The 13,714-nt window shown below is 59.4% G+C and carries 12 protein-coding genes; all 12 read left to right on the plus strand.

Annotation, left to right across the window (positions count from 1 at the left end):
* Positions 1-10 precede the first annotated feature (10 nt).
* The 12 genes from PspS34_RS07235 to PspS34_RS07290 all read left to right on the plus strand — a co-directional run bounded on the left by PspS34_RS07235 (position 11) and on the right by PspS34_RS07290 (position 13,685).
* Positions 11-277: a chaperone NapD gene (locus tag PspS34_RS07235; RefSeq protein WP_057715921.1), complete on the plus strand. Its 267-nt coding sequence runs from the start codon at positions 11-13 to the stop codon at positions 275-277.
* Complete coding sequence (gene napA / locus PspS34_RS07240) at positions 268-2,772, plus strand: nitrate reductase catalytic subunit NapA (protein ID WP_090453787.1); 2,505 nt, start codon at positions 268-270, stop codon at positions 2,770-2,772. Before PspS34_RS07235 ends, napA begins: the two co-directional genes overlap by 10 nt.
* Before the next feature lie 11 nt (positions 2,773-2,783).
* Positions 2,784-3,275 carry a nitrate reductase cytochrome c-type subunit gene (locus PspS34_RS07245; protein ID WP_150813402.1) on the plus strand — a complete coding sequence of 164 codons (492 nt, stop codon included), beginning with the start codon at positions 2,784-2,786 and terminating at the stop codon, positions 3,273-3,275.
* A gap of 9 nt (positions 3,276-3,284) precedes the next feature.
* The gene (locus PspS34_RS07250) at positions 3,285-3,881 is read left to right on the plus strand and encodes a cytochrome c3 family protein (RefSeq protein ID WP_085723386.1); all 597 of its coding nucleotides are present in this window, start codon (positions 3,285-3,287) and stop codon (positions 3,879-3,881) included.
* Between the two features lie 203 nt (positions 3,882-4,084).
* The gene (locus PspS34_RS07255; protein ID WP_090453789.1) at positions 4,085-4,825 is read left to right on the plus strand and encodes a flagellar basal body rod protein FlgF; all 741 of its coding nucleotides are present in this window, start codon (positions 4,085-4,087) and stop codon (positions 4,823-4,825) included.
* Between the two features lie 45 nt (positions 4,826-4,870).
* Positions 4,871-5,656, plus strand: a complete 786-nt coding sequence (flgG, locus tag PspS34_RS07260; protein WP_056721513.1) for a flagellar basal-body rod protein FlgG — start codon at positions 4,871-4,873, stop codon at positions 5,654-5,656.
* A 52-nt stretch (positions 5,657-5,708) separates the two neighbouring features.
* Positions 5,709-6,404: a flagellar basal body L-ring protein FlgH gene (flgH, locus tag PspS34_RS07265; protein WP_057715915.1), complete on the plus strand. Its 696-nt coding sequence runs from the start codon at positions 5,709-5,711 to the stop codon at positions 6,402-6,404.
* A 27-nt stretch (positions 6,405-6,431) separates the two neighbouring features.
* On the plus strand, positions 6,432-7,520 hold the full coding sequence (locus PspS34_RS07270; protein WP_057715914.1) for a flagellar basal body P-ring protein FlgI: 1,089 nt from the start codon (positions 6,432-6,434) through the stop codon (positions 7,518-7,520).
* A gap of 11 nt (positions 7,521-7,531) precedes the next feature.
* Complete coding sequence (gene flgJ / locus PspS34_RS07275; protein ID WP_154860767.1) at positions 7,532-8,815, plus strand: flagellar assembly peptidoglycan hydrolase FlgJ; 1,284 nt, start codon at positions 7,532-7,534, stop codon at positions 8,813-8,815.
* 10 nt (positions 8,816-8,825) lie between these two features.
* Positions 8,826-10,838, plus strand: a complete 2,013-nt coding sequence (flgK, locus tag PspS34_RS07280; RefSeq protein WP_154860766.1) for a flagellar hook-associated protein FlgK — start codon at positions 8,826-8,828, stop codon at positions 10,836-10,838.
* A 13-nt stretch (positions 10,839-10,851) separates the two neighbouring features.
* Complete coding sequence (locus tag PspS34_RS07285; RefSeq protein WP_154860765.1) at positions 10,852-12,441, plus strand: flagellar hook-associated protein 3; 1,590 nt, start codon at positions 10,852-10,854, stop codon at positions 12,439-12,441.
* Positions 12,442-12,755: 314 nt separating this feature from the next.
* Positions 12,756-13,685, plus strand: coding sequence for a ketoacyl-ACP synthase III (locus PspS34_RS07290; RefSeq protein ID WP_154860764.1), 930 nt, complete (start codon positions 12,756-12,758; stop codon positions 13,683-13,685).
* Positions 13,686-13,714 lie beyond the last annotated feature (29 nt).

Genomic DNA, 13,714 nt, shown 5'->3' on the forward strand with positions numbered 1-13,714 from the left:
AGTACGGGACATGGGAAAGACGCTGCACATTGCCAGTCTGGTAGTACATGCCCGTCCGGCCCTGTTCGAGGCGGTGAAAGCCAACTTGCGTTTGCTCAAGGGCGTTGAACTTCATCAGGAAAGCCCTGCCGGCAAACTGGTGGTTGTGCTGGAAACCGATCACGAAAGCCAGATTCTTCAGCGAATCGATCAGATCAATCGCTTGCCAGGCGTGCTCAATGCCGCCCTGGTTTATCACGAGATTCTCGATGTAACGGGAGAAAGCACATGCCTATGACGCGGCGAGAGTTTGTCAAAGCCCAGGCTGCCGGGATCGCGGCAGCGGCTGCGGGCCTCCCGGTGTTTACCTCTGCCAGCAACCTGATTACCGAACAAGACATGGTCGCCCTGGACTGGAACAAGGCGCCCTGTCGTTTTTGCGGCACCGGTTGCAGCGTCATGGTGGCGACCAAGGACAACAGGGTTGTTGCAACTCACGGCGACGTAAAAGCCGAGGTCAATCGCGGGTTGAACTGCGTCAAAGGCTACTTTCTATCCAAGATCATGTACGGCGTTGATCGGCTGACTCAGCCACTGTTGCGCATGACCAATGGGCAATATGACAAACAAGGCGAGTTTCACCCGGTGTCCTGGAAACAGGCGTTCGATGTGATGGAGTTGAAGTACAAGGAGGCGCTGAAGAACAAGGGCGGGGAGTCTATCGCCATGTTCGGTTCCGGACAGTGGACGATCTGGGAAGGGTACGCGGCCAACAAATTGATGAAGGCGGGGTTTCGCTCGAACAACATCGATCCCAATGCACGCCATTGCATGGCCTCGGCGGTCATGGGCTTTATGCGCACGTTCGGTATCGATGAGCCAATGGGCTGTTATGACGATATCGAAGTCACCGATGCATTCGTCTTGTGGGGTTCGAACATGGCGGAAATGCATCCGATTCTGTGGAGTCGGGTCACTGATCGCCGTTTAAGCCAGCCGAATGTGAAAGTGGCCGTGCTCTCTACTTTCGAACATCGCAGTTTTGAACTGGCCGACATTCCGATGGTGTTCAAGCCGCAGACGGACCTGCTCATTCTCAACTACATCGCCAATCACATCATTGAAAGCGGTTCGGTCAACAAAGACTTCGTCAGCAAACACACCAAGTTCGCCAAAGGCACGGATGACATCGGCTACGGTTTGCGTGCCGATAATCCGCTGGAAATGAAAGCCAAAAATGCCGACAAGGCGAACACCTGGACCGACATCGACTTCGAGCAATTCGCCGCTTTTGTAAAACCCTACACCCTTGAGCGCACCGCGAAAGAAACCGGTGTGCCGGCCGAGCGCCTCAAGGCATTGGCCGAACTGTACGCCGACCCCAAGCGCAAGGTGGTTTCGTTCTGGACCATGGGCTTCAACCAGCACACCCGGGGTGTGTGGGCCAACAACCTGATCTACAACATTCACCTGCTGACCGGGAAAATCAGCGAGCCGGGCAACAGTCCTTTCTCCCTGACGGGCCAGCCTTCGGCCTGCGGGACGGCACGTGAAGTGGGTACGTTCTCCCATCGTTTGCCGGCCGACCTGGTGGTCACCAATCCGGCGCACCGCGCCACCGCGGAAAAAATCTGGAAGCTCCCGGCGGGCACCATCAAGGAAAAGGTCGGGTTCCATGCCGTGCAGCAGAGTCGCATGCTCAAGGACGGCGTGCTCAATGTGTATTGGACGATGGCCAGCAACAACATGCAGGCCGGGCCCAACATCATGCAGGAAGTGCTGCCGGGGTGGCGCAACCCCGAGAACTTCGTAGTGGTGTCGGATGTGTATCCCACCGTCTCGGCACAGGCGGCCGATCTGATTTTGCCGACGGCGATGTGGGTCGAGAAAGAGGGCGCTTACGGCAACGCGGAGCGGCGTACGCAGTTCTGGCATCAACTGGTCTCGGCGCCGGGTGACGCCAAGTCGGACCTTTGGCAATTGGTCGAGTTTTCCAAGCGCTTTAAAACCGACGAGGTCTGGCCGCAGGAACTGTTGGACGGCTCACCGCAATACAAGGGCAAGACCCTGTATGAGGTGCTGTTCAAGAATGGCCAGGTCGATCAGTTCCCTGTTGAACAAATGGCGGCAGGCTATCAGAACGACGAGGCCCGGGATTTCGGTTTCTACCTGCAAAAAGGCCTGTTCGAAGAATATGCCCAGTTCGGCCGTGGACATGGTCATGACTTGGCACCCTTTGATCGTTATCACTCCGAGCGCGGTTTGCGCTGGCCTGTCGTCGAAGGCAAGGAAACGCTTTGGCGCTTCCGCGAAGGTTACGATCCGTATGTCGAGAAGGGCAGTGGCGTGCAGTTCTACGGCTACCCCGATAAGAAGGCAATCATCTTCGCGCTGCCTTACGAGCCTCCTGCGGAAGCCCCGGACGCGGACTTCCCGTTCTGGTTGAGCACCGGTCGGGTGCTTGAGCATTGGCACACCGGGACTATGACCCAGCGTGTCGAAGAACTTTATAAAGCTGTCCCCGATGCGCTGGTCTACATGCACCCGGCCGATGCCAAGGCCTTGAATGCCCGGCGTGGCAGCGAAGTAAAGCTGATCAGTCGGCGCGGCGAGATGCGTGCGCGGATTGAAACCCGGGGGCGCAACAAGCCGCCCCAAGGCCTGGTGTTCGTGCCGTTTTTCGATGCCAACAAGCTGATCAACAAAGTCACGCTTGATGCGACGGACCCGATCTCCAAACAGACCGATTACAAGAAATGCGCGATCAGGATTGAGTTGATCAAGACGGCATAAGGAGAGCTTTCATGAATTTTCGTTCGCTGTCCTTGCTTGTCATGCTGCTGATGTGGCTGCCCGCGACATTTGCGGCAGAACCCGGTTACCCACTGGATGCGCCGGCACCGGATGGACGGCGAGTCGGCGGGACCCTGACCCAGGAGCTGCCGGCACCGCCCATTGCCGAAGACGAGAACAAGGACCTCAAGCGTGAGCGCAATTACCCCGATCAACCGCCCACCATACCCCACAGCATTCGCGGGTATGCCATCGACATGAACAGCAACAAGTGCCTGACCTGCCACAGTCGCGCCAACAGTGCGCGTACCCAGGCGCCGATGATCAGCATCACTCACTACATGGACCGCGACGGCCAGGCATTGGCCGCGGTGTCGCCGCGCCGATACTTCTGCAACCAGTGTCACGTGCCGCAAAAGGATGTGAAGCCACTGGTGAGCAACAGCTTCAAGAACATCGACCAGGTCTTGCAAGACGAAATCAACCACCAGCCGAAACCTTGAGGAAAGGCCATGAAATCTTTGCTTGCCTTGCTCAAGGATTATTGGGGTGTGCTGCGTCGGCCCAGTGTGCATTACAGCCTGGGTTTCCTGACCCTCGGCGGGTTTATCGCCGGGGTGATTTTCTGGGGTGGGTTCAACACCGCGCTGGAAGCGACCAACACCGAGAAGTTCTGCACGTCCTGCCATGAAATGCGCGACAACGTTTTTGTCGAGTTGCAGGAAACCATTCACTACACCAACCGCTCGGGCGTGCGCGCCACGTGCCCGGACTGTCACGTCCCCCATGAGTGGACGCACAAGATCGCCCGCAAGATGCAGGCTTCCAAGGAGGTCTGGGGCAAGCTGTTCGGCACTATCAGTACCCGGGACAAGTTTCTGGGCATGCGCCGGGAGCTGGCCGAACACGAGTGGGCACGGCTCAAGGCCAACGATTCCCGGGAGTGTCGCAACTGCCATAACTTCGAGTTCATGGACTTCACACGCCAGGGTAAACGCGCCGCCAACATGCACTCCACCTCCTTGGCCAGTGGCCAGGCGACCTGTATCGATTGCCATAAAGGCATTGCCCACAAATTGCCCGACATGAGCGGCGTGAAAGGTTGGTAGCCGGCTTTTCACGGCATTGCCGCCAAGCGGCATAACCGCGCCGGTTTTTCGTCTTCGATACATCGTTCGATTCCCTTCTGATTAGCCTCCAGCCCCTTGTTTAAAGGGGGTTGGAGCCGCTGCGCGCAAGTTGGTCTGCAAATTGCTACAACCTGCGCAACACAGCAGTGGGCGGCAAACGTCCGGCAGGCAGAGGAAAGAGTGTGGACAAGTACCTTTATGTGGCAATGACCGGCGCCAGCCAGAATGCACTGGCGCAAAAGGCTCATGCCAACAACCTCGCGAACATCTCCACCAACGGCTTCCAGAAAGACCTGGAGCAGGCCCGTTCGATGCCGGTGTTCGGTGACAGCTTTCCGGCGCGTGCGTTTGCCATGTCCGAACGCCCGGCCACGGATTTCTCCCCTGGCTCACTGGTGGAAACCGGCCGCGACCTCGACGTTGCCGTGCAAGGCAACGGCTGGATTGCCGTACAGAATCCCGATGGCGGTGAAAGCTACGTGCGCACCGGCAGCCTGAACGTTGACGCCCTGGGTGTGCTGCGCGCCGGCAACGGCATGCCGGTCATGGGCAATGGCGGGCCGATTTCCGTGCCGCCGGAGCAGCAGATCGAAGTCGGCGAGGACGGCACCATCAGCATCCGCGCGATGGGCGAAGGTCCCCGGGTGATGGCGGAAGTCGATCGCATCAAGCTGGTCAACCCGGACTTCAAGAACATGACCAAGGGCCTGGATGGTTCGATCCACACCAAGGACGGCGCGCCTGCGCAGGCCGATGCCAACGTCAAGCTGGTGTCCGGGTTCCTCGAGTCGAGCAACGTCAATGCCGTGGAGGAGATGACCTCCGTTCTGGCCCTGGCCAAGCAGTTCGAGCTGCACATCAAGATGATGAACACCGCCAAAGACGATGACCAGGCCATGGCTCGGGTCTTGCAGATCAGCTAATTACCAGAACGTCGCGCCGTAAAACAGGCGCACGAGGAGAATCGAATGCTTCCGGCTCTATGGGTTGCCAAGACAGGTCTGTCCGCCCAGGACACCAACCTGACCACCATTTCCAACAACCTGGCCAACGTGTCGACCACGGGTTTCAAACGTGACCGCGCCGAGTTCCAGGACCTGCTCTACCAGATCAAGCGCCAGCCAGGCGCCCAGTCGACCCAGGACAGCGAACTGCCGTCGGGTCTGCAACTGGGTACCGGTGTGCGCATCGTCGGTACCCAGAAAAACTTCACCGCCGGCAGCCTGCAAACTACCGAGCAGCCGCTGGACATGGCCATCGACGGCCGTGGTTTCTTCCAGATCCTGCAACCGGACGGCACCACGTCCTACACCCGTGACGGTACGTTCCACCTGGACTCCAACGGCCAGATCGTCAACGCCAGCGGCTTTGCCCTGGAGCCGGCCATTGTCATTCCGAACGAAGCGCAGACCTTCACGGTCGGCCGCGACGGCACCGTGTCCATCACCGTTGCCGGCAACCCGGCAGCCCAGGTGATCGGCAACCTGCAAACCGCCGACTTCATCAACCCGGCCGGCCTGCAGGCGGTGGGCAACAACCTGTTCCTGGAAACCGCCGCCAGTGGCGCGCCGCAAGTCGGCACTCCGGGCCTGAACGGTTTCGGCTCCACGCTGCAGAACACCCTGGAAACGTCCAACGTCAGCACCGTTGAGGAGATGGTCAACATGATCACCACCCAGCGCGCCTACGAGATGAACTCCAAGGTGATCTCCACCGCCGACCAGATGCTCTCGTTCGTAACACAGAATCTGTAATCAAGTCTATGTGGCGGCCATTGGGCCGCCTGCAACACCGTGAGGTAGGGTCATGAATCGCTATGTATCTGTTCTGGCACTGAGTGGGATCACCGCGCTCGCAGGTTGCGTGCCTGCGACGCCCAAGCCCAATGACCCTTACTACGCTCCGGTGTTGCCGCGCACGCCGTTGCCGGCGGCCGCGAACAATGGCTCGATCTATCAGGCCGGTTTCGAGCAGAACCTCTACAGCGACCGCAAGGCGTTCCGGGTCGGTGACATCATCACCATCACCCTGAACGAAAGGACCCAGGCCAGCAAAAACGCCAACTCGCAAATTGGCAAGAACAGCAAGGCCAACATCGGCCTGAGTTCGCTGTTCGGCAGCAGCGCCACCACCAACAACCCGTTCAGCGATGGCGACCTGAGCCTGAGTGCCAGCTACGAAGGTGACCGCGCGACCAAGGGGGACAGCAAGGCGGCTCAGGGCAACACCCTGACCGGTTCGATCACTGTCACCGTCGCCGATGTGTTGCCCAACGGCATTATCGCGGTACGCGGCGAGAAGTGGATGACCCTCAACACCGGCGACGAGCTGGTGCGGATTGCCGGCCTGGTTCGCGCCGATGACATCGCCACCGACAACACCGTGCCGTCGACCCGTGTCGCCGATGCGCGCATCACCTACTCGGGCACCGGTTCGTTTGCCGATGCGAGTCAGCCAGGCTGGTTCGACCGTTTCTTCCTCAGCCCGCTGTTCCCTTTCTAGGTGGCTACGTTGAATTTCAGAAGTCTCATGATGGCTGCGTTCCTGATGTCCGCGGCGTTCAACGTTCAAGCCGAGCGCCTGAAGGACATCGCCAGCATTTCCGGCGTGCGTTCCAACCAATTGATCGGCTACGGCCTGGTGGTCGGGCTGAACGGCACCGGCGACCAGACGACGCAGACCCCGTTCACCCTGCAGACCTTCAACAACATGCTCTCGCAGTTCGGCATCAAGGTGCCGCCGGGTTCGGGCAACGTGCAGTTGAAGAACGTCGCGGCGGTGTCGATCAGTGCCGATTTGCCGGCGTTCGCCAAGCCGGGTCAGCAGGTCGATATCACCGTTTCGTCCATCGGTAACTCCAAGAGTTTGCGTGGCGGCACCTTGCTGCTGACGCCACTCAAGGGTATCGATGGCAACGTCTATGCGGTGGCCCAAGGCAACCTGGTGGTCGGCGGTTTCGACGCGGAAGGGCGAGACGGCTCGAAGATTACCGTCAACGTTCCGTCGGCCGGTCGCATCCCCGGTGGTGCATCGGTGGAGCGCGCGGTGCCGAGCGGTTTCAACCAGGGCAACAGCCTGACGCTGAACCTCAACCGTTCCGACTTCACCACCGCCAAGCGCATCGTCGACAAGATCAACAACATGCTCGGTCCTGGCGTGGCCCAGGCCATCGACGGCGGGTCGATTCGCGTCACCGCGCCGCTCGATCCGAGCCAGCGCGTCGACTACCTGTCGATCCTGGAAAACCTCGAAGTCGATCCGGGCCAGGCAGTCGCGAAAGTCATCATCAACTCCCGTACCGGCACCATCGTGATCGGCCAGAACGTCAAGGTTTCCCCGGCCGCAGTGACCCATGGCAGCCTGACCGTGACCATTACCGAAGACCCGATCGTCAGTCAGCCCGGCCCTCTGTCCAATGGCACGACGGCGGTGGTGCCGCGTTCGAAGGTCAACGCCCAGCAGGAAGCCAAGCCGATGTTCAAGTTCGGCCCTGGTACCACCCTCGACGAGATCGTGCGGGCGGTGAACCAGGTTGGCGCGGCACCGGGTGACTTGATGGCCATCCTCGAAGCGCTGAAGCAGGCCGGCGCTCTGCAAGCCGATCTGATCGTGATCTGAGGACGGCCATCGTGGATATGCGCAAGAGCGGTCTGGTCAGCAGCAGCGATTCGGGCTCCTATTCGGACCTCAATCGCCTGAATCAGCTCAAGGTCGGCGACAAGAACAGCGACGGCAACATGCGCAAGGTGGCGCAGGAGTTCGAATCGCTGTTCCTCGGTGAGATGCTCAAGTCCATGCGCTCGGCAACCGAAGCGCTGGGACAGGACAATCCGATGAACACGCCGGCGGCCAAGCAGTACCAGGAAATGTACGACCAGCAACTGGCCGTTTCCATGTCCCGCGAGGGCGGTGGTATCGGTCTGGCGGACGTGCTGATGCGCCAGATGTCGAAGAACAAGCCATTGGCGCCGGGCGAGGCCGCTGCTGCATCGCTGGCCAGGCAAGAGGCTGCCAAGGCCGCCGTGCAAACGCCGGTGGCGGCGGGCACGGTTGCGGTCAATGGGCCGCTGTCGCGGGTCAATGGCCAGCGTCCATTGTGGGCTTCGCGATCGGTCCATGCGCCGCAAGAGGCGGGCGAGGGTGGTCATCGCAATGACATGGCTCTGATCAATCAGCGACGCCTGGCGTTGCCGCCGAAGCTGGCTGATCGTCTGTTGGCCGGGCTGGTGCCTTCGGCGACGGCCGCAGCCACGACGATCAACAAGACACCGTTGCCTGAGCGCGCGACAAGCACTGGCACCGGTCCTTTGTATAACGGCGACTGGCTGGCCAACGCGCAGCAAACCTCCGGTGGCGGTATGCAGATCTACGGTCGCGCCATGGCGCAGATTCCGCTGGCGCCGGCGAAGAAAGCCTTCGGTTCCGCCGACCAGTTCGTCAACACCATGTTGCCGATGGCCAAGGAAGCGGCGGCCCGCATTGGTGTCGATCCGCGTTACCTGGTGGCGCAGGCGGCCCTGGAAACCGGCTGGGGCAAGTCGGTCATGCGTGCTCAGGACGGCAGCAGCAGCCACAACCTGTTCGGCATCAAGGCCGGCAATAGTTGGCAGGGCAATTCGGCGCGGGCGATCACCAGCGAATTCAGGAACGGGCAGATGGTCAAGGAGACGGCGCAGTTCCGCTCCTACGACTCCTACAAGGACAGCTTCCACGACCTTGTAACGCTGCTGCAATCGAACAATCGCTATCAAGATGTCGTGAAGTCGGCCGATAACCCGGAACAGTTTGTACGCGAGTTGCAGAAGGCCGGTTACGCAACCGATCCGAACTACGCGAGCAAGATTTCGCAGATAGCCAAGCAGATGACGAGTTACCAGAACTACGCTGCGGCGGGCGTTTCAACGAATTTATAAGGTTTGAACCATGAGTTTGCTCAACATCGGAATGTCGGGTTTGTCCGCTAGTCACGCATCGTTGGTGACTACCGGTAATAACATTTCCAACGTCGATACCATCGGGTACTCGCGCCAGCAAACTGTGCAGGGCACCAAAAGCTCTATTCAGAATGGCAATGTGTTCATCGGCACCGGTACGACCCTGGCGGATGTGCGCCGGGTGTACAACAGCTACCTTGACGCGCAACTGCAGACCACCACTTCGCTCAATGGCGATGCGCAGGCTTATCTCGGCCAGGCCACGCAAGTTGACAAGCTGCTGTCCGACAGCGGCACCGGCATCACTAAAACACTGCAGTCGTTCTTCTCGTCGTTGCAGACGCTCTCCGCCAGCTCCAACGACAACGCCGCACGCCAGGCGCTGTTGACCAATGCCCAAGGCTTGAGCAGCCGCTTCAATGCCATGTCCCAGCAGTTGACGCAGCAGAACACCTACATCAACGATCAGTTGGGCTCGATGGCCGAACAGGTCAACAAGCTGGCGTCGACTGTCGCGGCGTACAACAAGAGAATCAGTGAAGTCAGCAGTTCGAGTGGCGCGCCCAACGAACTGCTGGACCAGCGCAATGAAACCATTCGCCAGCTCAACGAACTGGTCGGCACTCAGGTCACCGAAACTGAAGGTCGGCTGGATATCTACCTGGGTAGCGGCCAACCATTGATTGTCGGCGACACAGTCAATAAATTGCGCGTGGCGGCCGACCCGACCGACCCGACCCGTTCCTCGATCATCATGGATCGTGGTAGTTCGTCGATCGACATCACGGGTGTGATGAGCGGCGGCCAGATGGGTGGGTTGTTGCGCTATCGCTCTGAAGTGCTGACGCCGGCGGTCAATAGCCTGGGTCGTATCGCCATGGTTGTGGCGGATCAGGTCAACAAACAACTGGGGCAGGGTCTGGACCAGAACGGTAACTTCGGCGCGGCGCTGTTCAACAACATCAACAGCGCGGCGGCCATCAGTCAGCGCAGCATCGCCAATGCGAACAACAACCCGGCCTCCGGCAACCTGAACGTCACCATCAAGGACACCAGCAAGCTGCAGGCCAGCGACTATCAGGTGACCGTCACGGCCACGGGCTACAACGTGCGTCGCTTGTCGGATAACACCGACATGGGCAACTTCGCTTTCGCTACACCTCCTGCTGCTGATCCGGTCATAGACGGCTTCAGCCTGAGCCTGAACGCAGGCTCGGTAACCGCCGGCGACAGCTTCAAGATTACCCCGACGCGCAGCTCCGCTGCGGACATGACCACGGTCATGACCGACGCCAAAACCCTGGCCACGGCTGCTCCGCTGACCTCTTCCAAGGCCTCGGGCAATGACGGCACCGGTGCTGTCAGCCAGCCGAAACTGAACACTGCCCTGGATATCTACGATCCGGTCCAGCGTCTGGAAGTGCAGACGGCGGTCAAGACATCGATGCCGGTTCGCATGCTCATGACCAGCGCCACTGCCTATGAAGTGTTCGATGCCAAGGGCAACAGCATCGGTACCGGCAACATCGTGCCAGGCCAGAACAACGACCTGAACATTTCTGTGCCTTACACCGATACCGGCGGCAATGCCAAAACCTTCAGTGTGGGGATGACCGTCAGCGGCAGTCCGGCTTCGGGCGACAGTTTCAACATTTCCATGACCGCGGCCGGCAGCACCGACAACCGCAACGCTGCGGCCTTGCTCGGTCTGCAAACCAAGGCAACGGTGGGTGCCACTGCCACTAGCCCGGGTGTGAGTTTTACCGAGGCTTATGGCGGCCTGGTGTCGAGCGTCGGCTCCCAGACCAAGCAGGCTCAGATGGACGGCACGGCCACTGACACCATCCTGACCGGGGCGCGAAACGCCCGTGACTCGGTATCGGGGGTCGATCTCGATGAAGAGGCCGGTAACCTGACCAAGTATCAGCAGTACTACACGGCGTCTTCGCAGATAATCAAGACTGCGCAGGAAATTTTCAGCACTCTGATCAATGCCCTATAAGGAGCCGTAGAACATGCGCATTTCTACAGCACAGTATTACGCCACGACGGCTGCCAACTACTCTCGCAACCTCAACAACGTGATGAAGACCGCCGAGCAGGCCAGCAGCGGCGTCAAGCTTGAGACGGCGGCGGATGATCCGGTCGGGGCGGCCCGCCTACTGCAACTTGAACAGCAAAAAGCCATGTTGGGTCAGTACACCACCAACATCAACGCGTTGAACACGGCTCAGGCGCAAGAAGAGAGTGTGCTGGACGGCATCAACAACGTACTGCAAAAAGTCAGCGAGTTGGCGATACGTGCTGGTGGCGGTTCGTTGAACGACGATGACCGCAAATCCATTGCCGCAGAACTCAAGCAGTCCGAAGAGCAGTTGCTGAACTTGATGAACAGCAAGGACGCCAACGGCAAGTACATCTTCTCCGGCGCCAGCAACAACACTCAGCCGTTTGTGCGTAACAGTGACGGCACCTACAGCTATCAGGGTGACCAGACTCAGCTGGAGCTGAAAATCGGTGACTCGATGTCGCTGGGCCTGAACGATACCGGCTGGGACGTTTTCCAGCAGGCGATCAACGCCGCTCGCAGTTCGACCACCATGCTCACGCCGCCCGTCGATGACGGACGCGTCAAGCTGTCGCCAGGCCTGGTGAACTCCGGTCCGGCCTTCGATGCCAACTTCCGCGGCGGCGAGCCTTACAAGTTGCAGTTCACCAGCAGCACTCAGTTCGTGATCACCGATGCCACCGGCGCCGACAGAACCGCCGAGGCGACTGGCGGAGGGGTGTTCGACCCAAATGCCAAGGGCGGCTCTGACATCAACTTCCGCGGCGTGACGTTCAAACTGGACATCATCCCCCAGTCCGGCGATAACGCCACCAACATCGATGGTTTCATCGCCACTCACAGTTTCGAATTGTCGGCCAAGCCGGACAGCTTCGTCAGCAACCGTGCGCCGAGCAACGTATCGACGGTTGTCGTGAGCAATGCAACGGTGAGCAACGCCGCTGATTACAGCAGCTTTTTCCCTGAAGGCGGGGCGGTCCTGAAGTTCACCGGTCCCGGGACCTTCGATCTGTACGCCCGTCCGTTGACCAGCGGCAGCACGCCGGTAACCTCTGGGGTTGTGGTGGCTGGCGTGGCGACAGCGGCCGGTGTCGACTTTACCTTGAGTGGCGGCACTCCTCCGGGCGTGCTCAATCCGGGTGACCAGTTTGATATCGCGGTCAATACACACCAGACCCAGAACGTACTCGACACCATCAGCCAGCTGCGTTCGGCGCTCGACGCGCCGACACAGGGCAACCCGACCGCGCAGCGTTTTCTGGAAGACACGGTGGCCTCGGCCATTGCCAACCTGAACAACGGCAAGAATCAGGTCGACCTGGCGCGTGGCGCGATCGGTGCCCGGGGCAATGTGATGGACATGCAGGCTGACCAGAACTCCAGCACCGGCTTGATCAACGAATCGACAGGTAACTCGATCAAGAACGCCGACCCGGCGGAAGTGCTGACGCGTCTGACCTTGCAGCAAACCATGCTGCAGGCCGCGCAACTGGCCTTCGCCAAGGTTTCTCAGTTGAGCCTGTTCAACAAGCTTTGAGTCGGTCTTGATCGCTCGTGGCCAGCCCCTGTCACAGGGGGCTGGCTTTTTTTTTGCTTTTTTTGTGATAGGGCAAGGCAGGCCAGGGGCGGGATCTGGACCACAAAATCAAATAAAGCAGCGATGTCTGAGTGACCCGTCAGTCAAAACGCGCATCTTCACTGTATCCTGTCTGCGGGCGGTGAAGGTGGCGGGCTGTTCAAGGTGTATACCTTGAGCCCCGATGTTGTCTCCTCTGGGGGCCAGGCCCTGACTGTAGACGCCCTCGGTTCAGCGAGCGGCGATGTTCAGCTGTTTATTATTGGGAAGCCATAATGATTGGCATAAAAAATATAGCGAGTTACGTGCCGGCAGCCGGGATTGATAATTACGCCCAGGGTGCAAAGTTCGACAAGGACGAAACCTTTATCCTTGGCAAAATCGGTTCTGCGTTTTTGCCGCGCATGGATGCCGATCAGGAAACCTCCGATTTGTGTGTCGAAGCAGCCAATGCGCTGTTCGCTGCCAGTCCAGAACTCAAGCGTGAATCCATTGACTGCTTGATCGTCGTCACCCAGAACGGTGATGCAGAAGGGTTGCCGCACACGGCTGCGATCGTTCAGGACAAGCTGGGCTTGCCGACTCATGTCGCTGCTTTCGATATTTCCCTGGGTTGTTCCGGTTACGTCTACGGTCTTTATGCGATCAAAGGCTTCATGGAAGCGACGGGGCTGAAAAACGGTCTGCTGATTACTGCCGATCCTTATTCGAAGATCGTCGACCCGGAAGACCGCAACACCACCATGCTGTTCGGCGATGCCGCGACCGCGACCTGGATGGGCGAAAACCCGATCTGGCAACTGGGCAAGTCGAAGTTCGGCACCGACGGTTCCGGCGCACCGCACCTGAAGGTCACCGACGGTGTGTTCTTCATGAATGGCCGCCAGGTATTCAACTTTGCCTTGCTGAAAGTCCCGGCGCATTTGCATGAGCTGCTGGATGAATCGCATTTGCAAGCCAGCGACATCGACGCCTTCTGTATTCACCAGGGCAGCGCGGCCATCGTCGATGCCGTGGCGCGCCGCTTTGAAGAAGGCGAGCCAGAGAAATTCGTCAAGGACATGCTCGAAACTGGCAACACGGTCTCGTCGAGCATCCCGCTGCTGTTGCAGAACCATGTGTTCGATTCGAAGTGGACGCGTGTGGCCATCAGCGGCTTTGGCGTAGGCCTTTCGTGGGGCTCGGCGATTCTCTATCGCGGTTGATCCCTTCGATTGCAGTGGCAAAAAAACGC

Origin of the sequence: Pseudomonas sp. S34 (assembly GCF_009866745.1) — a bacterium.
Taxonomy (GTDB): domain Bacteria; phylum Pseudomonadota; class Gammaproteobacteria; order Pseudomonadales; family Pseudomonadaceae; genus Aquipseudomonas; species Aquipseudomonas jessenii.